The sequence below is a fragment of the Pseudomonas sp. genome, from assembly GCF_026224925.1.
In the GTDB taxonomy this organism is placed as follows: domain Bacteria; phylum Pseudomonadota; class Gammaproteobacteria; order Pseudomonadales; family Pseudomonadaceae; genus Aquipseudomonas.
The window spans coordinates 1-19,972 of record NZ_JAMFRV010000752.1 but is presented as its reverse complement, the minus strand read 5'-3'; the positions used below and the strand labels follow the sequence as shown (position 1 = coordinate 19,972).

Sequence of the window (19,972 nt, the reverse complement as noted above, 5' to 3'; positions counted from 1 at the left end):
GGCAAAGGTCGCCATGGCCGCATCGACGCCGCCGGCCAAAATCGGCATTCCTGCTTGCAAACCCAAGCGCTGCGCCCAGTCGTCAAGCAACCCGCCCACTGCCTCGCCGGAATACAGCAAGCGCTCGGGCATCAGTGATTGTGGAATACCCAAGGCGGTGAGCATTTCCTCGGACCATCGACGTTCGGCGACGTCATAGACCCCGCCGATGTTGCCCGCCGAACTGTGATCCACCGCAATCTCGCCGGTCAGGCAATAGTTGATGTAGCTGTTAGGCGGCAGCAGGTAACGGGTGTTGGCCCACACTTCTGGCTGTTGTTGTTTGAGCCAAAGAATCTTGGTGAAGCCGTAATAGCTGTCGACTGAGTTGCCGGTGATTTCATACAACCGCTCCAGATCGACGTGTTGGCGAACCCATTCAACCTGCTCTTCAGCACGGCGGTCCATCCAGATCAGGCACGGGTGCAATGGCTGGATATCCGCGTCAACTGCGATCCCGGAGCCGCCATAAAGGCTGCTGATGCACAGCGCCTTGATTTGCTCTTTCGGCACCCCGGCCATTCCCACGCACCGCGCAACGCAGCTTTCAACCGCGTCCAGCCAGACCTGCGGCCATTGTTCGGCCCAGCGCAATTTAGGCGTATCGACCCGGTAACCCTGGCTGTGCTGGGCGATGATCTTGCCCGTGCTGTCGACCAGCAACGCCTTGGTGCTTTGGGTACCGATGTCCACCCCGATTACATAGTTCATCATGGCGTTTGCGCCTTAGATTACGGGTTTCAACAACACTTTGATCGACTTCACCGAGTCGGCCAGGGCAAAGGCTTCGGCGTAGTCATCAAGGCCAAAATCGTGGGTGACGATGCCTTTGGAAGTGATCAAACCACGCTCGAACAAGTCGATGGCAATCGGGTAGCAGTACGGCCCCAAGTGCGCGCCGCGGACGTCCAATTCCTTGCGGTCGCCAATGATCGACCAGTCCACGCTGGTCTCAGCACCGAACACGCTGAACTCTACGAAACGTCCGAGTTTGCGAATCAGCTCCAGACCTTGGGTTACGCCCGCTGGCACGCCTGTGGTTTCGATGTACACGTCACAACCGTAGTTGTCGGTGAGGCCGTTGATGATCGCCTTGGCGTTGTCCCGTGATGGGTTAATGACCACGTCGGCACCGAGTTTGAGTGCCAGTTCCAGGCGCTCATCGACCATGTCGATGACCACCAGTTTTTTCGGGGTTTTCAGTGCAGCGATCTGCACCATACACAGGCCGAGGGGGCCGGCGCCGGCGATCACCAATACATCGTCGAGTTGGACGTCGCCGCGGTTGACCGTGTGAATCGCGCAGGACATCGGCTCGATCAGGGCGGAGTCTTCCAGGCTTACCGACTCAGGAATCTTGTGCACGATGGCGGTCTTCGGAATGCGCATGTATTGCGCCATGCCGCCTTCGGCCACCTCACGCTGGAAGCCGAAGATGTTGTGCACTTCACACATCCAGTACTTGCCGGATTTGCAGAAGCGGCACTTTTCGCAGGGCACGATTTGTTCCGCGATAATTTTGTCGCCCACTTGCACGCCGAAGTGCTCTTCAGCGCCCTCGCCCGCTTCTACCACATAGCCAAAAAACTCGTGGCCCGGCACTACGGGTGCCTTGACCCATGGGCTTTCACCGCCCCAAAACATCGCTGCGCCGGAGTGGCACTTGCAGTCACTGGCACAAATACCGCAGGCGGCGATGCGAATTACCAATTCATTGACCCGCGCTTGCGGTTTGCTGATCTGCTCTAGGCGATAGTCTTTCGGGCCGTGGCAGACGACAGCTTGCATGGCGTGTTCAGTTTTATCGTTCATGAGGTTCTACCTTTATCGGCGTGTTCTATTTAAAAACCCAATGTTTACTTATGCCGCTGGCGGCTGATGTAGATCGCCAACAAAATAATCCCGCCCTTGATCACGCTTTGGACGTAGGGCGAAACACCCAGCATGTTCAGGCCGTTGTTGAGGACGCCCAGCAGCAAAGCGCCCACCAGCGTGCCGAGAATGACCCCGCGCCCGCCGGCAATCGACGCGCCGCCAAGCACTACGGCAGCAATCGCGTCGAGTTCGAAAGACACCCCGGCATTGGGTTGGCCGCTCATCAATCGCGAGGTCAATACCAGCCCCGCCACGGCCGCAGTCAGGCCACTGATGCCGTACACCAACAATTTGAATCGAGCAGCGCGTACGCCGGATAAACGCACCGCTTCTTCGTTGCCGCCAATCGCGTAGATATAGCGTCCTATCCGCGTGTGCTGCAGCAGCACGTACGCCACTAAATAGGTTAGCAACATGATTAGAATGGGCACCTGAATCCCCAGCAGGCTTTCGCGGCCGAAGAAGCCAAACCAGTCTGGCAGCCCGGAAATCGGATAGCCGTCGGTGTACATCAGGCCAAACCCACGGGCGATGCCCATGGTCGCCAAAGTGACGATGATCGGCGGCATGTGCAGATAGGCAACGAACAGACCGTTCCCCACACCAAAGGCGATGCCAACCAGCATCCCCGCGCCAATCGCCAGAGCGGGTGGCACCCCGGCGACCATCAAGCCTGCGGTGAGGGTGCCGGACAACGCCATGACCGGCCCCACCGACAGGTCGATGCCGCCGGTGAGAATCACACAGGTCATGCCCACGGCAATGATCGCGTTGATTGACACCTGACGCCCGATGTTCGCCAGGTTGGATGAAGTGAGGAATTTGTCGCTGGCGAAGACCATCACGAGGGTGACAATCACCAAGCCCACAAACGGCAAGAAGGCCGGTGAGCGCATGAGCTTCGCCACGTTGAGGCGCAGCCCCGCGCCGCCGAGGGTGTTAATGGACGTATTCACGTTGAGTGTTCCCCGTTGCATGGCGCATGACCTCTTGCGGATTGACGTCAAACGCTTCCAGTACGCTGACGATCGCCCCTTTGTGAAACACCGCGACGCGGTCACACATGCCAATGATTTCGGGCAGTTCCGAGGAAATCATAATGATCGCGAACCCTTTCTCGGTGAGCTTGCGCATCAATGCGTAGATCTCGGCCTTGGCGCCCACATCAATTCCACGGGTGGGTTCGTCAAACACCAGAATGTCGCAGTGATGGTTAATCCAACGGGCAATCACGACCTTCTGTTGATTGCCGCCGCTGAGGTTGAACACCCGGCTTTCACAGCTGGGCGCCTTGATCGCCAACTGACTCATGAGCCCTTGGGTGGTGTCGGTTTCTTTCCCCGTGTCCAGCAGGCCGCCACGGTTCTCATACTTTTTCAGGTTGTTCAGGGATATGTTTTCGCGAATGCTGAAATCGACGATCAGCCCTTCGCTTTTTCGGCTTTCCGGGAGCAAGCCGATGCCCAGTGCCAAGGCCTCGGCCGGATCGCGCAATGCCACCGCTTGCCCGCGCAGCAACACGGTTTTAGCCACCACCGGGATCGCGCCCATCACGCCCAAGGCCAATTCCGTGCGGCCTGAACCCACCAATCCGGCGAAACCCAAAATCTCGCCTTGGTGCAGATCGAATCGGTTGTGCGGACCGTTGCGGGTCAATTGAATGTCGTCCACTTGCAACAGCACCGGACCGCGTGCGATCTGCGATTTGGGCGGAAAACTGTTGAGCAGACGGCGACCCACCATCATCTCGACCAAGTGATCAATATCGCTGTCAGCGACTTCGGTCACGCCAACATTCTTGCCGTCGCGCAGCACACTGATTCGGTCACAGACCTGGAAAATCTCTTCCAAGTGGTGAGAGATGAAGATCACCGCCACGCCTTGGCGTTTGAGTTCGCGCATGATGTCGAACAGCAGTTCGGCCTCACTCGGCGTCAGGGTCGCGGTGGGTTCATCGAGGACTAATAAACGCGCATCAAGATTCAGTGCTTTGGCGATTTCGACGAACTGCTGTTCGGCCACACTCAGGGCTTTGACCGGACATTGCAGGTTGATGGTGACCCCAAGACGCGCAAACAACTCTAGCGCCTTGGCGTGCATGTCGCTCTTGCGCAGCAGGCCGAATCGATTGACCCATTCATGGCCAAGGAAAATATTCTCCACGGCATTCAGGTACGGAATCAGGCTGAACTCTTGAAAGACGATGCCAATACCGGCGGCGATCGCGTCGTTATACGTCGCGAATTGCTGGACTTCGCCATCGATCAGAATGCTGCCTTCGTCCTGGTGCTCGACGCCGACCAGAATCTTCATCAAGGTCGATTTACCGGCACCGTTTTCGCCGAGCAGCGCGTGGATTTCGCCACGCTCGACTTGCAGGTTGATCGCGCTGAGCGCCTGCACGCCGGGGTAACTTTTACAGATGTTTTCAAGCTTCAGAAGACTGCTCATGCTCAGGTGCTCCGCGCCAATCCTTCAAGGTCGTTTGAGCCTGCTCCGTGAACCGCCACGGAGAAGGCATCGCTTACCAGCTGAAGTCTTTTGCTTTGCTTTGATCAATCAGCGCGATGTCCACCGGGATGGTTGTTGGCACTTGCGCGCCCCACTTCTTCGCCAACGCCAGGCCTAACGCCAGACGCACCTGGTCACGCGGAAATTGCGCGGAGGTCGCGATGAATTTACTCCCCGGTTTGAGGATGGCTTTGATCGCTTCTGGCGCACCGTCAACACTGACCAATTTGACATCGAGCCCGCTCGCTTCGATGGCCGAAAGCGCACCGAGTGAGCCGTTGTCATTGACGCTGAACAAGCCTTTGAGGCCCGGTTGCGCCTGGAGCATGTTTTCAGTCACGGTCAGCGCCTGATCACGCTCCTGCTTGCCATTCTGAATGCTGACGATTTTGATGTTCGGATGCTTAGCCAACGCTTCCTTACAACCCTTCACGCGGTCAAGAATGGGCACCACGGCAATCCCGTCGAGAATCCCGACATCACCGGCGTTACCAATGTGCTGAGCCAAGTATTCACAGGCCTGGTAGCCGGCATCGACGTTTTTCGAACCGACAAACGAATCCAGCGGACCCTGCGCTTGGGCGTCAACAGCAACGACCACAACACCGGCTTTGTGAGCAGCTTCCACTGCGGACTGCACGCCGACAGAGTCAGTTGGGTTGATCAGCAGGATATCGATGCCTTTTTGCAGCATGTCTTCGATATCGCTGACCTGTTTCGACACGTCATGGCGAGCGTCGGTGACGATCAGCTGCGCACCGATGGTCGCGGTCGCGTCTTGCAATGCGTCCTTCATGGTGACGAAGTAGGGATTGTTGATTTCTTGAAAGGACACGCCGACTTTCAGCGGGCCAGTCTTGCTGTCGGCATAAGCGCCCGTGGCGATGCCACAGCTGATGCTTAACGCCAATAAACATAGAGCTTTAGGTAGCTTTACCATCGACGATTTCCTTCTTGTTTTTATTTTTTTGCAAAATGTTATCGTTAACATTTTCAAATAAGGTAGCAAAGGAATGGGGGGTCAGCAAGATGGCTGAAGGAGGATTTTGCGGGATGGATGATGGCAAATCGGAGCTATTCGGCCGCCGATTTGAAGATATTCAAGGGTTTAGTTCGCGGGGAGATGAACGAATAGGGTGTGAATATCCGACCAGAAGCAGATGTGTGGTTACCGCATAGTTTATGGGCGCTGAGATCCGGTGGGACCGAACTTGTTCGGGAAGGCAGCGGCGCGGTTTTTCAGTGATACCGCAGTGCCCCTTTCGCGAACAAGTTCGCTCCCACCGAATTTGTGCCGAGGCGGAACGGTTATTTAGCCGCAGGCACTTTGCCTTGCATCGCGGCAGTCAGTTGGTCGACGTTGTAGCGGAACATCTGTGCATAAGTCGCCGCTGGGCCGTCTGCCGGGGACAGGGCTTCGACGTAAAGCTCGCCGCCTGGTTGAGCGCCGCTGGCGGCAGCGATTTGTTTGACCAGTCGTGGGTCACCGGAGTTTTCGAAGAAGTACGCACTGATGTGCTCTTTCTTGATCTGGCGGATCAGCTTGGAAACATCGGCTGCCGATGGCTCTGCTTCGGTGGAGAAGCCCAGCGGCGAAAGGAAGGTCACGCCATAGGCGTCACCAAAGTACCCGAAGGCATCATGTGAAGTCAGGACTTTGCGCTGGGCAGCAGGAATGGCCTGTACCTGGGCGCGCGCATAGGCGTCAAGCTCTTGCAATTGCGCGATGTAACGGTCGCCATTGGCCTGATACACACTGGCGCCTTCGGGGTCAGCTTTCTTCAGGGCAGTGATGATATTGCGCACGTAAATCACGCCGTTGGCGGCGCTGTTCCACGCGTGCGGGTCGGTGACGCGCTTACCGTCTTCTTCCATGCTGCGGGTCTTGATGCCTGTGGATAACACCACCGGTTCGCCGCGATACCCGGAAGCAGTAATCAAGCGGTCCAGCCAACCTTCCAAGTGCAAACCACTGACAAAGGTCAGGTCGGCTTTTTTCAGCGCTTGAGCATCAGCCGGAGTGGGTTCGTAGACGTGCGGATCGCCATTAGGGCCGATCAGCGAGGTGACATGCACCCGATCGCCGCCGACGGTGTGCACCATGTCAGCGATCACGGTGAAGGAAGCCACCGCTTCCAGGGTTTTGGCCGAAGCGAAACTAGAAAATACGGACAGCACAATGGCTGCCATGGCGCCTGATAGCATTGGTTGTTTCATGGTAATCCCTGCTGTGGAGTTAGAACGCGACGTTAAAAATCGGTTAGTTAGCCAAGTGAGGTTTGGGGAATAATCGACGCAGAATTCCTGTGCGCCCGAATAACAACGAGAAGCCGTAGAACGCGCTGGCAGTGAGCACGATGGCGGGGCCGGAAGCGACGCCCAAGTGATACGACACGATCAATCCGATGAGGCCAGAGAGCGTCGCCACCAGTGTCGAAATCATCATCAATGCGCTCAAGGACGTCGCCCAAAAACGTGCCGCCGTGGCGGGGAGCATCATCATCCCAACGGCCATCAAGGTGCCCAGCGCCTGGAAGCCGGCCACCAGATTCAGTACCACCAATAACAGGAACAGCACGTGGTACAGCGAGCCGCGTCCACCCACCGCCCTCAGGAATCCGGGGTCGAAACACTCCAGCACCAGTGGTCGGTAGATCAGCGCCAAAAGAATAAGCGTGAACGAGGCAATCGCGCCGACCATGTAAATCGCACTGGAATCAATGGCCAAAATGGTGCCGAACAGCACGTGCAGCAGGTCAACGTTGGAGCCGTGCAGCGAGACGATCAGTACCCCTGCCGCCAATGACGTCAGGTAGAAACTGGCGAAACTGGCGTCCTCACGCAAGGCGGTGAGGCGACTGACCAGCCCGGACAATAGCGCCACCGCCAAGCCAGCGATCAATCCGCCGAAGCCCATGGCCGGTAGCGAGAGGCCGGCGAACAAAAAGCCCACCGCCGCCCCGGGCAACACGGCGTGGCTCATGGCATCGCCCACTAAGCTCATGCGCCGTAACATCAACAACACACCCACGGGCCCGGAACCGATGCCCAGCGCCAAACACGCGACCAACGCACGACGCATGAAGCCGAATTCGACGAAGGGTTCGACGAGTGTTGTATAGAGCATCATGCGCGATCTCCATTAACGTCATCGTCATGGGTGCCACAAACGTCAGCGTCGGCGCTCCAGAATTCCGCCATGTTGCGTGCCTTGCGCAAGTTTTCGACGCTGAGAACGTCGGCGGTGGCGCCCCACGCGATGGTTTCGCGGGCCATCAACAGGGTTTGTGGAAAGTGCTGGCGGACTTGTTCAAGGTCGTGAAGAACAGCGATCACCGTGCGGCCCTGTCCGTGCCAGACTCGCACTAACTCCAACAGATCACGGGTGGTGCGCGCATCAATGGCAGTGAACGGTTCGTCCAGCAGAATCACTGCGGCGTCTTGCAGCAGCAGCCGTGCAAATAACACGCGCTGAAACTGCCCGGAAGACAGCGAGCCAACGCTGCGGGTTTCGAACCCTTCCAAACCGACAGCGAGCAGCGCGTCTTGTGTGCGCTTGCTGTGGTCACGGCTCAGGCCGCGAAAAGGCCCGATGCTGCGCCAGGCCCCCATGGCCACCGTGTCGGAAACGCTTAACGGGAAACTGCGATCGATTTCCGCCGCCTGGGGTAAATAACCCAGCGTGCGAGTGGCGATTTTGCCGAGGTCAACCCTTCCGGCGGCCGGTTTCATGGTGCCGGCAATGGTTTTGATTAGGGTTGATTTACCCGCGCCGTTAGGCCCGACGATGGCCGTCAGGCTGCCTGCCTCGAAGCGCCCACTGATGTGGTGCACCGCAGGGCGACGCTCATAGGCGACGGTGAGATTGTCCAACGCGATCGCTGCACTCATGGCACGGCCACCGCCCAAACGATGGCCAACCACAGCAACACGAGTATGGCCAGCGCCAACAGCACCCGTTTCCAGGCAGATTGGGCCAGCACGGAGCGAGCAATAGACGGAGCGAGGGGTGCTTTCATGGGACGGGAACCTGACACGATTCGTTATAGTATTACATAACTTTTCGAGTTTGGTTCCAGATGTTTCAAAAAACATCAAGGGCAAAGCAAAAATCTGTAGGCGCTGCCAAAGGCTGCGAGTTCTCTGGCCAATCGCAGCCTTCGGCAGCGCCTACAGATATGCGTCAATATTGCCCAGTATCAGACCTTAACGATCCAGCCTTCAGGCGCTTCGATATCACCCGATTGCACACCAGTAAGTTCGTTGTAGAGCTTTTGGGTGATCGGTCCCACTTCTTCCTGGCTAAAGAACACGTGGAGGTTGTCGTTGTAATCAATCCCGCCAATTGGCGTGATCACCGCAGCCGTGCCACAGGCGCCCGCTTCTTTGAAATCGCTCAGGCGGTCAATGAACACGTCACCTTCGACGACTTCAAGGTTCAATCGGGTTTTCGCCAACTCGATCAGCGACAAGCGGGTGATGCCAGGCAATACCGACGGCGACTTCGGCGTCACGAACACGTTGTCGTGCGTGATCGCGAAGAAGTTAGCGGAACCGACCTCTTCGATTTTCGAATGCGTCAGCGGATCAAGGTAAATGCAATCAGCGAAATTCAGTTTCTTGGCTTGCGAGTTCGGCAGCAGGCTGGCGGCATAGTTACCGCCGACCTTCGCGGCACCGGTACCGTTAGCGGCAGCACGGTCGAAGCTGGAAATCTGGAAGTTATTCGGCTTCAGGCCGCCTTTGAAGTAGGCACCCACCGGCATGCAGAAAATCGAAAAAATGAACTCAGGTGCAGTGCGCACGCCGATGTTATCGCCCACGCCGATGACGAACGGACGCAGGTAAAGTGAGCCGCCAGTGCCGTAGGGAGGAATAAAACGCTCGTTGGCACGCACAACTTTTTTACAGGCTTCAATGAAGTCTTCGGTGGACACGTGAGGCATCAGCAACCGCGCGCAACTGCGCTGCATGCGCATTGCATTCTGGTCAGGGCGGAACAGGTTGATTGATCCATCCTTGCAACGATAGGCCTTGAGACCTTCGAAGCACTGCTGACCATAGTGCAACGCCGTCGAGCCTTCGCTGATGTGCAGCACGTTGTCTTCAGTCAGCGTTCCTTCCTGCCAGGCGCCATCACGCCAGTGCGACAGATAACGCAGATCTGTTTTGATGTAGTCGAAACCCAGCTTGTCCCAATTTATGCTTTCGTAACTCATGACACCCTCTACCTTTAAAGACCGCCTGAACAACCCAAGCTTTTCGTTTCTGTCTGTGGTGGCAACAATACTTTATTCCGGGGCTGACTCGCATCTACTCAATAGCGTGGAGTGTCGTATCAGACGAATGATCATTGATGAATGACGACATCTGGCTCACCTAAACCGCGCATTTGGGCCTATCCTTAATGATATGTACGGCAGACTCCCGACCTTGACGGCGGCCAGGAGCATGCCTGCACATGTCCTTACGAGGACGGGAGAGGACCTAGGCAAGGCAGCGGAAAACGGCCGTAGCGCAACTCTTTGGCAGATATCATGAACATTGATTCGATAAAACGTTTTGTTCTTGCTGGGATGATAGTGATCAGTACGGGTCTATCGGTCCCGGCTGTGGCGCAGGGCGGCGGTTATCACGGTGGAGGAGGCAACTATTACCACGGCGGCGGCGGCCGCGGCGGTTACTACCGTGGTGGTGGTGGCTATCACGGCGGTGGCTGGGGCAGCAGCGGCTGGTGGGGACTGGGCATTGGCTTAGGCGTGGGCTTAGGCGTTGGCTACGCCAGCTCGTATTACTACCCGTCTTATCCAACGTATTACTACCCAACTGCGGGCTATTACTACCCGCCGACAGCTTATTACCCGGTGGCTCAACCGGTTGTAGCGGCTGATCCCTATTACCAGCAGCCTGTCGCAGTGCCCGTGGCGTCGGCCCCACCACCGGTGTCTCAAGCATCGAATTGGTATTACTGCGTCCCCACCAGGGGTTATTACCCCAACGTGCGTCAATGTTCTGAACCTTGGCGCATAGTCCCCGCCACCCCTTCAGGCCCGATCAGCAACTGATCGGTCTGGCGTGTTTAAGCCGTCAGGTTGGCTAAGGCCAGCCTGACCGGGCGTCGCTATGCTCCTCGCAATACCCCCTTCTGATTTGTCACGCGTCTCACTGTAACGATAACGGCACAACGTATCACCGGACTGTGCCAGTTGTGCCACGGCCCATGTGCATCTTGCCTGTCTCACCCACCGAAACCCTTCTAGATCAAGCCATTCATGGCGCTGGCCTATTCCTTGCTGAGTAACTTATGAGCGCACTGCCGCTTGCTTCTCCGCTTACTCCTACAAGAAGACAACACCAAGGAGACCATTTACATGCGTTTCAATCTGTTTAATTACGCAATCACTCCCCTCCCCCCATGCCGCTGCCCGCAAGCCATCAACCACGGTTAACACCTCTGTTTTTCTAGAAGGATTTCGATCATGCAAAAAACAATGAAAGCTGCCGTCGTCCATGCCTTCGGTCAGCCGCTGGAAATTCGTGAAGTGCCTGTGCCAACTCCAGGCTACGGACAAGTATTGGTAAAAATTGCGGCGTCCGGTGTATGCCACACCGATCTGCATGCTGCCGAGGGTGACTGGCCGGTGAAACCTAATCCGCCGTTTATCCCGGGTCATGAAGGCGTTGGTTATGTGGTCGGCGTCGGCCCGGGGGTAAAGCACGTCAAAGAAGGTGATCGCGTCGGGGTGCCATGGTTGTACTCCACCTGCGGCCACTGCGAACATTGCCTGGGCGGATGGGAAACCCTGTGTGAAAAACAGGAAAACAGCGGTTATTCGGTCAACGGCGGGTTCGCTGAATACACTCTGGCGGACGCCAATTTCGTCGGTAAGCTGCCGGACAACGTAGGCTTCATTGAGATTGCACCCATCCTTTGTGCCGGCGTAACCGTGTACAAAGGGCTGAAGATGACTGAAACCAAACCCGGCCAGTGGGTGGTAATTTCCGGTATCGGCGGCTTGGGGCATATGGCCGTTCAGTACGCCAAGGCCATGGGCATGAATGTCGCCGCGGTGGACATCGACGACGGCAAGCTGGATCTGGCCCGCAGGCTAGGCGCGGAGGTCACGGTAAATGCCCGTCATCACGATCCCGCTGCGTTCTTGAAGAACGCCATTGGCGGTGCTCACGGTGCGTTGGTCACTGCGGTTTCACCCATCGCCTTCAAACAAGCCATGGGCATGACCCGACGTGGCGGCACCATCGCGCTCAACGGCCTTCCCGCCGGGGAGTTCCCGATCTCAATCTTCGACATGGTGCTGAACGGCACCACTGTGCGCGGTTCCATCGTCGGTACGCGCCAAGACCTTCAAGAAGCCTTGGATTTTGCCGGGGAAGGCAAAGTCAAAGCAACGGTCTCTACCGAAAAACTGGAGAACGTCAACGCCGTGTTTGACCGTATGCGTGAAGGTCAGATTGAAGGACGCGTGGTCATCGACATGCAGGACTAAGGGGTAGTCGATCAACGCCCGGCTTCGTGCCGGGCTCCGTTGATTGCTATTACTTGGCGATACTTTTTACCTGTTGCACGCTTTTCATCAACTGATCATAGACCTTGACCCTGCGGTGATTACCCGCATATCCCCCACCCGCAGCGACCGTGCCACTTTGCAGGTGATCGAGATAGTTAAACATTGTCCTCGGCGATATGAACCTAATCGTATAACCCAGCGCTACCATTGTGTCCTGCAACTTATAACCGGGGTTACGATCGTCCATCAAAAATTGTAAACCGTGCTTTTTAATCAGCCGCACATTCCACAGGGCACAAAAACTTTTCAGGTGCTTTTCCACAAACGGCTTCGGCGCTTTGGCTTTTATATCCAACGCTTGAAAAGCTCGACGCGAGTAATGTTTTAAGCAGCGTGAAACCAGGCGCCACGCTGATCGGCCCCTACCTCGATTCAACTGTTCGACACACCCCACTGCAGCCACCTCTTGCGGGCCTGCACATTGACTGAGCATCATGTTGAATACATTCAGGTCATACACGAATGTGTCGGTATGCAATAAAAATACATATTCGGTAGTTACCTGTTCCAGCGCGAGATCCAGGGCCCGGCCGTGGGCGACGCTACCAGCTTCCGGGCCAGATCTTTCGCGCTCGATTAACGTAACCCAATCCAGCGTACGCAAATACTCAACACTCGCGTCAGCGGAGTAATTATCCACAACCAGCACCGGGACCCCGATACTTTGCATTCCATCGCGCAACAAATCCAGGCACGCCTTGGTCAGTTCAAGGGACTTGTAGTTAACCATTACAACACTGAAGTTGGCCTTGATGGGATGAAAACTAGTCATAGTCTATGTTGCCCTTAGGGATTACTACATTCTCCACAACGTTGTTTTCCACATGAGGAATAAACGCAACGCTGCCGGATTCACGCGAGTGGAATAAGCGCGCACCATTGGTAAGTTTCGTAGTGATGACGGTGTGGTCAGCGGCAAGAAAGTTCAGTGGCAACTTAGCCTTATCGTGGTATTGCGTAACGATAATCGTACGGTCGGGGTTCCAGCGCTGACCGCTGCTCTTCTCCAGCCATGCCATGAACGTTGCGCTGTCGCCTGTTGTAGGGAAATCCTGCGTCCCTGGTACGTAGTAGAAAGCACCACCGTCATTCTGCAAATACATAGGCAGCTTGTTGTCGACCTCAACCAACACCATGCGCCATTGATTCCATGGCGCGCTCTTGGTGGCCTCTTGGCGTACATCCGCCGAGAACCGGATGACGCCGCCGCCGCCATTAGTCCACGGGTAGATCACGCCAAGAACCAAGAACAGCACACCAGCTGCCAGACCAAACCCCTTGGCCCAGCCAGGCCCGCTGACGTTGCCCAAGGCACGCCTTTGGGCGATGTACCGCGTGACCCACCATGCGCCTATCAATTGTGCAAACGGCACAAGTGGTAACACGTAATAACTGCGCCGACTGCCGCTTGCAGTAAAGAACAGGAACAGCAAGCCAAGCCCCATCACCAGCCAGCGAGTGTTGGGCTCTACCTGTCGCCACTGTTTGGCTGCAACCCATAGGCCTAGTACCCAGAAAGGCGCCCATGGCAAGGTGTAGATCGGTAAATAAACGAGGTACGTGTAGATCGGGCCGAGGTTATCGAAGGGCTTAAAAAATCGGACGAAATTTTCCTGAAACACCAGACCCAAACCGCTCTCGCGATAAGTCGGCGCGCCGTACATATGCGACAGAACGAACGGCGTCATGTAACACAAGCCGGCTATCAGCAGCGCCGCACACAGGCGAAAATTGAGGTGACGCTTCCAGCGCCCATCGCTCAACAGGTGTGGCAGCAACACCAACGCAGGCAGAATGAAACCGATCAACCCCTTGAACAACGACGTTAACGCCAGTAGCAGAAAGAACACGGTATAGCGACCGATCCGGGTATCGTCCGGCCCACGCCAATACCACCAGACCGATGCAAGCACGCCACAGACTGTGAGGGTATCGGCCGTCGCTACCCGCCCCCAGAAGACAAAAAAGAACGTAGTCGCCAACATCCAACCAGCGATCAGGCCGGTACTTTTATTAAACAGTTGCCCGCCAATCAGATAGATCAGCCAAACACTTAACCATGCAGCGATTACCGAGGACAGGCGCAATGACCAATGGCTCAGGCCATTCATTAACTCAGCGGTCGCAGCAATCAACCAATAGGACGGTAGCGGTTTGTCGTAATACGCCGCGCCCTTGAGATAGGGGTCAAAATAATTCCCGCTTTGCAACATTTGCAGCGAGATGTTGGCCCAGCGAGTTTCCGCGCCCCACAGCTCCCTGGCGCCCAAGCCAAACAGCAAGATAAGTGCGGTGACACCCAGCAATAATAGGAGGGCCCCTCTGTCACTTTTGCAAAACTCGACCGTGAATTTTTTCATAGGCTGACCAATCAAACCAAATTAGGACGCCCGATTAATCAGCGCGTCGCAAATTTAAGTGGTCGCTCGTCACGAGGTTGTTAGGCAAATGAGAAAATTGTGTCAAATGGAAGTGTCTGTGTACCTGAAACAATACCGAAAACCCATATCGGCTTTTCAATATAAAATACGTCGCACATACAAAAAGTCGTTTTTGGGGAGAAGCAGGCTATATCAAAGCGTCATTAAAGTGACGGCTTTAAAAGCTTACGAAATAAAACGCTTCAACATAAATTTTTATTTACATAAACTTTTACTTTATTTAAACAGAGGACAATCAGGTAATAATCACCCGCCACCACCTAGTGCTCGCTCGGTTGGGCTTGCCCACTTCACTGAAGCAGGCTGGTTTGATCGCTGTCTCAGGTTGGTATCCGCCAATTCCAGCACCTCATCACCCCGGCCGTTGAGTACTGCCTTGAGCATGTACAAGCTAAAACCCTTGGCCTGAGCCCATTTTATTTTCGGCGGCATTGCCAGTTCATGCTTGGCGGTGACCACGTCGATCAGCACAGGCCCGTCGCGTGCAAAGGCCTGTCGCAACGCCTCCGGCAGTGCTTCAGAGTCCTCCACATGAATGCCGAAAATCCCCGCGCCATTGGCGATGGCTGCGAAATCAGTGGTCTGCAAATCAGTATCGTGAGGCAGATAGCCGCTGGCTTTCATTTCCATCGCCACGAAGCCCAATGAACTGTTATTGAACACCACCATTTTGATCGGCAGGTTCAACTGGCGAGTGCTTAAAAGATCACCCAACAGCATCGACAATCCGCCGTCGCCGCACAGTGCAACCACTTGCCGGTCGGGGTGCGCAGCCTGTACGCCAAGCGCCTGAGGCATGGCATTGACCATGGAGCCATGGTTAAACGACCCGAATAACGAACGTTTGCCGTTCATGCTCAGGTAACGCGCGGCCTATAAGGTCGGTGTTCCCACGTCGGCAGTAAACACTGCATTTTGATCTGCCATCTGGTTGACCAAGTGCGTCAGATACTGCGGGTGAATCGGCTTGCCTGCTGGCGTGGGTCGCGCCAGCTCATCGAGGTCTTGCCGTGCCTTGGCGGTGACAACCAAATGCACATGAGTTCTCGACGCGATCGAATTGATCGCGTGCAGGGGATGGCGGTCCTGGCCAGGTCAGTAGGATCATTGGTGGGAGTAACGCGCTGAGCGGCGTGCTCATTTAACGTGCCGACAGCGCAAGAACGATCATCTCGATCCGTCTTATATCTTCTGCACACCCGTCGAAGGCATCGCGTTGTATTCCATCGCTGTGGCCGGTGCAGTGGTTGTCCGTGTGTAAGACACGTAGTAAGCCAGACCCACGAAGACTGCTCCGCCGACTGCGTTGCCGAGGAACACCGCAATGAAGTTCTCGACGAACTGAGCCCAGCTCAAGGCATCGGCAAAAATCGCTGCCGGGATTAGAAACATGTTCGCGACCACGTGCTGGAAGCCGATGGCGACAAAAGCCATGACCGGAAACCAGATACCGAGGATTTTTCCCGCAACATCTTTGCTGGCGTAAGACAACCAGACCGCTAGGCACACCAACCAGTTGCAGCCGATGCCTGAGATGAATGCCTGACCGAAGTCAGCGCTGACTTTAGCGGTCGCCGCAGCCACAGTCTTGGCCAAGTAAGGTCCTTCGGTGAGGCCGAGCAGATGGCCGAAGAAATAGGCGACAAACATCGCGCCGAGGAGATTGGCCACGGTGACCAGCAACCAGTTGCGCGCCACTGCCGAGAGCTGAATCTTGCCGGCAAACATTGCCATGGGCAGGCTCATCATGTTGCCGGTGAGCAACTCGCCCCCAGCCAAAATCACCAGAATCAGGCCGGTGGGAAACACCGCGGCTCCCAATAGATTGCCCAACGATGCCCATTGTGCGGGGATCATGGTGCTGACGTGAATATCCAGCAGAAAGCCCAACGCAATAAAGGCGCCGGCCAGGAAACCTAGAATCAGGACCGAGAGTATGGGCAGGTGAGCTTTCTTCACACCGGCTTCTACGGTCAGCTCGGCGATCTGTGGGGGTGTAAATACGGGCATGGCAAGGGTCTCAGGCTGGACGGCAACAATGGCGAGGCGCGAATACACCGCGACCACGGTCGGGCGCCGGTAAAATTAGGTTTTTAGAGTCCAGTCTGTATGCACGGCTTGTGTTTGAAACAAGACGGCATGTCCCATGTGTGGCGGCAGGAAAAATAGCGCTAATAACGTCGGTTTGAGCTGCAAGGCGGTACGGCGAGGAATCAGTTCATCGACTGAATTGATGAGCACGCTAACTGAGTCGAAATGCCGCAGTCCAATCGCTTGTGCTGATGGAGTGATCGACAGCATCTATGGGGGGCTTTTATGACTTGGAACTCAAGGGGGTTTGCCGCCACAAAGGTTGCGACGTCGTAGACCACGCCGTTCACAAGCGACCTGAATGAAAGGATGGCGTTGATGAACCGACGGATGAAGGGGATCGGTCCACCAACGCCAAAACAGCAGGGGTAAGCGTTGCAGTTTAAAGGCTTAGAACTTCGCTTCTACGTCCAGTTGCAAGGTGTTGGCACTCGCGTCTTTCTGACTGGCGACAGCGTAGTCGGCCTTGGTCAGGAAGTAAGTTGCGCCGACCGCGAAGTTCTTGTCGATGTCGTAGCTCACCTTCAGCTTGTGACCGCGCGAACCTGTGGTGCCGTTGGCGAAGTCCGAGTCGGTGAAGGCGCCGACCACAGCGTTACGCTGAGTGTCGCGATAGTTGTAGTCCAGGCCAAAACCAAACACTTTGGTCTTCACACCGGTCAGCCAACCTGTGTCTTCGTCACTGTCAGTGGCGTTGTTGACCACGTACTGACCATACACCGACAGCGGCACAGCCAGGCCGCCGATGTCGACTTGGCCGAAGCCCTCAAGCAGACGGAATCGGTCGGTGTTGTTGCCATTGACCGACAAGGCCGCGCTGTCTTTGTCGTTCTGGTACTGATAGACGCTGCCGCCCAGAGTGACTTTCAGAGCGTCGATAGGCACGAAGCGAGCACCCAACTGACCGGCGTTCAAACGCAGATCATTCTTGAACTGTGTGCCGTCGCCGTCGATGTTGTCCTTGAGGGTATAGTTACCGGCGCTGCCAAACAGCTCAAAGTTCTTGCTGACCGGGAAGCTATAGGTCGCGGCCAGACCTTCTGGATTGATGTCACTGTCCCAAATGATGTCACCCATGCTGACCCACGGCTGGCTCATCTTGCCGCCGATGAGGTGCAGGTTCTGAATCGCGGTCGGGTGGTAGTCGATATACCCCTGATCCAGCCACAGGTCTTTCTTGACGAAGTAGCCGTCCAGGTCTTGGTTGGTCGAACGGGCGTCGTTACTGCCACCGGTGGCGATACGGATACCAGTGCTGACCTGCGGGTTGATTTCGGTGTAGGCGCCCAAGCGAGCACGAATGCGCTGGCGGTTCTTGTCTTGGCTGTTGGTCTGGCCATCGATCTTGATGGTCTCCTGACGTACACGCACGTCGCCCTTGAATTGGGTCTTGGCAGCCCACGCAATCTTCTGCTCGAACGCGCTCACGTCAGCTGACTTAGTCTGAGCGGCGGCGATCTGCGCCGTTGTTTGCTGCTGCGCGAGTTGTTGAGCCTGCTGATCGTTGCTTAGTTCGGTCTGGAGTTCAGCGTACTGGGCAGGGGAAATCGACCCATTAGCCTTAAGCATTTCGAGCAACTTGGCATCGACCGCGGCGCTGGCTGGAATGCTAATGGCCAACAACAGGCCACCGTACAGGGCTGTCGCAGTTTTAGTGGAAGCAAAACGCATATAAATCTCCATAGCTGAGCAAGGCTCAAGAGTCATCAAAGCGACTAACGACCGGTGATGACGTTAGTGTCGCCGACAGACCAAGGGGGGGTGAAAAACTGGGGCCAGTATCACGATGCTTTGTGACAAAACTGTTTCTGACTAGAGGCAGATTAGTTATTATTTTTCGTCCTACAAAGCCCGGACTAGAGCCTTTTATCGTTGGCTCGCGTGCACTGACAGCCGGATTAATGCAAACTATTTTTTAGGAAAATTAATTTTAAAAGAAATAATTTAGTGCACGCATTAGAGTATGAATATTTTAATTTATTTGTCGCCAATTGTTACCGGCGCCAGCCATTAGCTCACAGATATCCAGAAAAAACGGATCAGGTTTGGGCGCCAACAATTACTTTATCACTGATGCCCGCTTCACTGGCGTTCAGGGCGTCGCTGACCACGTCAATTGGACTGAACTAACGTTACTTACATTGATATCACTTAACGCGCACTGTAACGCGCCTTGATTGAGCGTATATAAGGGCAGACATGAGAAACATTAAGATTTTCATCCTGAATACTCACGGCGCGCTAAATTGCCGAAGACATTTTATTGATTCTGATCAAACTCAACATTTCCTTGTACAAACTTCCTCTCGCGCTTTAGGCTTCCCGAGAACATTAAAAAATAGAAAAACTCTACCCCTCCTTGCCCAATACCTCACTCTTTGGCATCACGAGATGAGTATCATTTTTAAATGGAAAAATAAGCAATGAATCATAAAGGTTTCTCTGACGACCATGAGAACGATTTGTATAACTCTGTGGAGCGAGCTGCGGCAGCCTCTCGATGCACATGGGTCAGCGTATTCATAAATATAGTCCTCTCTGTGACTCAAATCGCGGTGGGTATTTTGTCAAAGTCTCAGGGCCTTATTGCCGATGGTGTCCATTCGTTATCGGACCTGATCGCAGATTTTGTTGTGTTGTTCGCTAGCCACAAGAGCAAGGAAGACGCCGATGAGGGCCATCCCTATGGGCATTTGCGTTTTGAAACTGCCGCTTCGATGGTTCTGGGCATACTGTTGCTTGCGGTGGGTATCGGGATGGTCGGGTCTGCCATCCTTAAGCTTGAAACGCCTGAGTCTATTGCGACGGTGCATGCCTCTGCTTTGTGGGTCGCCGCAGGTGCATTGGTCACAAAAGAGTTGTTGTTTCGCTTCATGCTGGCCGTCGCCAAAAAAGTGAAGTCGAGCTTGTTAATTGCCAATGCATGGCACGCACGCTCCGATGCCGCTTCATCGCTGGTAGTCGGTATTGGTATTGCCGGAAACTTGGCAGGCTACCCCATCCTTGACCCCATTGCGGCCCTTGTCGTCGGGTGCATGATTGCCCGGATGGGGTGGACGTTTACCTGGGACTCACTGCATGACTTGATGGACCGTGCAGCCGATGAAGAAGAGGTGGCGACTATCCGCGAGACGCTTGCACAAACGCCCGGTATCAAAGGCGTACACGACCTGCGCACCCGCAAAATGGGCGACATGATCGTTGTGGATGCACACATTGAAGTTGATGCCTCGATAACGGTTGAGCAAGGACACGCCATTGCAGTAGCGGCCAGGCAGAATGTGATGCAGCGTCATCGAGTACTGAATTTGATGACTCATGTTGACCCATGGAGCCGCCCGGATCTGGATCATTAACTCCCGACGCGCGATACGGCCCGATACATAAAGTCAGCCATTATTCAAACGGCTGTTTCTTTGAAGTATT

General features: G+C 55.3%; 18 protein-coding genes and 1 pseudogene. 3 read left to right on the top strand and 16 right to left on the bottom strand.

What is annotated here, in order from left to right:
• The 10 genes from M0974_RS31420 to M0974_RS31375 form a co-directional block, all read right to left on the bottom strand.
• Positions 1-750: FGGY family carbohydrate kinase (locus tag M0974_RS31420; RefSeq protein ID WP_297845961.1), on the bottom strand; the 750-nt coding region annotated here is incomplete at its 3' end.
• 15 nt (positions 751-765) lie between these two features.
• A complete protein-coding gene (locus M0974_RS31415; RefSeq protein WP_297845960.1) occupies positions 766-1,851 on the bottom strand; it encodes an alcohol dehydrogenase catalytic domain-containing protein in 1,086 nt (361 codons plus the stop codon).
• A 44-nt stretch (positions 1,852-1,895) separates the two neighbouring features.
• Positions 1,896-2,891, bottom strand: a complete 996-nt coding sequence (locus M0974_RS31410) for a ribose ABC transporter permease (protein WP_297845958.1) — start codon at positions 2,889-2,891, stop codon at positions 1,896-1,898.
• Entirely contained in the window at positions 2,854-4,365 is a 1,512-nt protein-coding gene (locus M0974_RS31405) for a sugar ABC transporter ATP-binding protein (protein WP_297845957.1), read from the bottom strand. Before M0974_RS31405 ends, M0974_RS31410 begins: the two co-directional genes overlap by 38 nt.
• Positions 4,366-4,438: 73 nt before the next feature.
• Entirely contained in the window at positions 4,439-5,365 is a 927-nt protein-coding gene (locus M0974_RS31400; RefSeq protein ID WP_297845955.1) for a substrate-binding domain-containing protein, read from the bottom strand.
• Positions 5,366-5,733: 368 nt separating this feature from the next.
• The gene (locus M0974_RS31395; RefSeq protein WP_297845954.1) at positions 5,734-6,642 is read right to left on the bottom strand and encodes a metal ABC transporter substrate-binding protein; all 909 of its coding nucleotides are present in this window, start codon (positions 6,640-6,642) and stop codon (positions 5,734-5,736) included.
• Positions 6,643-6,685: 43 nt separating this feature from the next.
• Positions 6,686-7,555: a metal ABC transporter permease gene (locus M0974_RS31390; RefSeq protein WP_297845952.1), complete on the bottom strand. Its 870-nt coding sequence runs from the start codon at positions 7,553-7,555 to the stop codon at positions 6,686-6,688.
• Entirely contained in the window at positions 7,552-8,316 is a 765-nt protein-coding gene (gene aztA, locus M0974_RS31385; RefSeq protein WP_297845950.1) for a zinc ABC transporter ATP-binding protein AztA, read from the bottom strand. The genes M0974_RS31390 and aztA overlap by 4 nt, the downstream gene beginning before the upstream one ends.
• On the bottom strand, positions 8,313-8,444 hold the full coding sequence (locus M0974_RS31380) for a hypothetical protein (RefSeq protein WP_297845947.1): 132 nt from the start codon (positions 8,442-8,444) through the stop codon (positions 8,313-8,315). The genes aztA and M0974_RS31380 overlap by 4 nt, the downstream gene beginning before the upstream one ends.
• A 180-nt stretch (positions 8,445-8,624) precedes the next feature.
• Complete coding sequence (locus tag M0974_RS31375) at positions 8,625-9,644, bottom strand: branched-chain amino acid aminotransferase (protein WP_297845946.1); 1,020 nt, start codon at positions 9,642-9,644, stop codon at positions 8,625-8,627.
• Between the two features lie 318 nt (positions 9,645-9,962).
• On the opposite strand from M0974_RS31375, the gene M0974_RS31370 reads away from it, so the two are divergent.
• Positions 9,963-10,490 carry a hypothetical protein gene (locus M0974_RS31370; protein ID WP_297845944.1) on the top strand — a complete coding sequence of 176 codons (528 nt, stop codon included), beginning with the start codon at positions 9,963-9,965 and terminating at the stop codon, positions 10,488-10,490.
• A 414-nt stretch (positions 10,491-10,904) separates the two neighbouring features.
• Positions 10,905-11,933 carry an alcohol dehydrogenase AdhP gene (gene adhP, locus M0974_RS31365; protein ID WP_297845943.1) on the top strand — a complete coding sequence of 343 codons (1,029 nt, stop codon included), beginning with the start codon at positions 10,905-10,907 and terminating at the stop codon, positions 11,931-11,933.
• Positions 11,934-11,982: 49 nt separating this feature from the next.
• Here adhP and M0974_RS31360 read toward each other — a convergent pair whose 3' ends face one another.
• The 6 genes and pseudogenes from M0974_RS31360 to M0974_RS31335 all read right to left on the bottom strand — a co-directional run bounded on the left by M0974_RS31360 (position 11,983) and on the right by M0974_RS31335 (position 18,217).
• Positions 11,983-12,786 (bottom strand): glycosyltransferase, encoded by an 804-nt coding sequence (locus M0974_RS31360; protein ID WP_297845941.1) that lies wholly within the window; start codon positions 12,784-12,786, stop codon positions 11,983-11,985.
• On the bottom strand, positions 12,779-14,374 hold the full coding sequence (locus M0974_RS31355) for a glycosyltransferase family 39 protein (RefSeq protein WP_297845939.1): 1,596 nt from the start codon (positions 14,372-14,374) through the stop codon (positions 12,779-12,781). The genes M0974_RS31360 and M0974_RS31355 overlap by 8 nt, the downstream gene beginning before the upstream one ends.
• A gap of 327 nt (positions 14,375-14,701) precedes the next feature.
• Positions 14,702-15,475: pseudogene (locus tag M0974_RS31350) on the bottom strand (thiamine pyrophosphate-dependent enzyme); the annotation flags it as partial.
• A gap of 162 nt (positions 15,476-15,637) precedes the next feature.
• Positions 15,638-16,465, bottom strand: coding sequence for a formate/nitrite transporter family protein (locus tag M0974_RS31345; protein WP_297845937.1), 828 nt, complete (start codon positions 16,463-16,465; stop codon positions 15,638-15,640).
• A 75-nt stretch (positions 16,466-16,540) separates the two neighbouring features.
• Positions 16,541-16,756, bottom strand: coding sequence for a hypothetical protein (locus M0974_RS31340; protein ID WP_297845935.1), 216 nt, complete (start codon positions 16,754-16,756; stop codon positions 16,541-16,543).
• A gap of 180 nt (positions 16,757-16,936) precedes the next feature.
• Positions 16,937-18,217 (bottom strand): putative porin, encoded by a 1,281-nt coding sequence (locus M0974_RS31335; RefSeq protein ID WP_297845933.1) that lies wholly within the window; start codon positions 18,215-18,217, stop codon positions 16,937-16,939.
• A 752-nt stretch (positions 18,218-18,969) separates the two neighbouring features.
• On the opposite strand from M0974_RS31335, the gene M0974_RS31330 reads away from it, so the two are divergent.
• Positions 18,970-19,902, top strand: a complete 933-nt coding sequence (locus M0974_RS31330) for a cation diffusion facilitator family transporter (protein ID WP_297845932.1) — start codon at positions 18,970-18,972, stop codon at positions 19,900-19,902.
• Positions 19,903-19,972 lie beyond the last annotated feature (70 nt).

Bases quoted from the DNA above. Each gene is read 5' to 3' on its own strand.
- M0974_RS31410 (WP_297845958.1), bottom strand. From the start codon at position 2,891: ATGCAACGGGGAACACTCAACGTGAATACGTCCATTAACACCCTCGGC.
- M0974_RS31355 (WP_297845939.1), bottom strand. From the start codon at position 14,374: ATGAAAAAATTCACGGTCGAGTTTTGCAAAAGTGACAGAGGGGCCCTC.
- M0974_RS31380 (WP_297845947.1), bottom strand. From the start codon at position 8,444: ATGAAAGCACCCCTCGCTCCGTCTATTGCTCGCTCCGTGCTGGCCCAA.
- M0974_RS31395 (WP_297845954.1), bottom strand. From the start codon at position 6,642: ATGAAACAACCAATGCTATCAGGCGCCATGGCAGCCATTGTGCTGTCC.
- M0974_RS31375 (WP_297845946.1), bottom strand. From the start codon at position 9,644: ATGAGTTACGAAAGCATAAATTGGGACAAGCTGGGTTTCGACTACATC.
- M0974_RS31335 (WP_297845933.1), bottom strand. From the start codon at position 18,217: ATGCGTTTTGCTTCCACTAAAACTGCGACAGCCCTGTACGGTGGCCTG.
- M0974_RS31415 (WP_297845960.1), bottom strand. From the start codon at position 1,851: ATGAACGATAAAACTGAACACGCCATGCAAGCTGTCGTCTGCCACGGC.
- M0974_RS31340 (WP_297845935.1), bottom strand. From the start codon at position 16,756: ATGCTGTCGATCACTCCATCAGCACAAGCGATTGGACTGCGGCATTTC.
- M0974_RS31390 (WP_297845952.1), bottom strand. From the start codon at position 7,555: ATGATGCTCTATACAACACTCGTCGAACCCTTCGTCGAATTCGGCTTC.
- M0974_RS31330 (WP_297845932.1), top strand. From the start codon at position 18,970: ATGAATCATAAAGGTTTCTCTGACGACCATGAGAACGATTTGTATAAC.
- aztA (WP_297845950.1), bottom strand. From the start codon at position 8,316: ATGAGTGCAGCGATCGCGTTGGACAATCTCACCGTCGCCTATGAGCGT.
- M0974_RS31370 (WP_297845944.1), top strand. From the start codon at position 9,963: ATGAACATTGATTCGATAAAACGTTTTGTTCTTGCTGGGATGATAGTG.
- M0974_RS31345 (WP_297845937.1), bottom strand. From the start codon at position 16,465: ATGCCCGTATTTACACCCCCACAGATCGCCGAGCTGACCGTAGAAGCC.
- M0974_RS31360 (WP_297845941.1), bottom strand. From the start codon at position 12,786: ATGACTAGTTTTCATCCCATCAAGGCCAACTTCAGTGTTGTAATGGTT.
- M0974_RS31400 (WP_297845955.1), bottom strand. From the start codon at position 5,365: ATGGTAAAGCTACCTAAAGCTCTATGTTTATTGGCGTTAAGCATCAGC.
- adhP (WP_297845943.1), top strand. From the start codon at position 10,905: ATGCAAAAAACAATGAAAGCTGCCGTCGTCCATGCCTTCGGTCAGCCG.
- M0974_RS31405 (WP_297845957.1), bottom strand. From the start codon at position 4,365: ATGAGCAGTCTTCTGAAGCTTGAAAACATCTGTAAAAGTTACCCCGGC.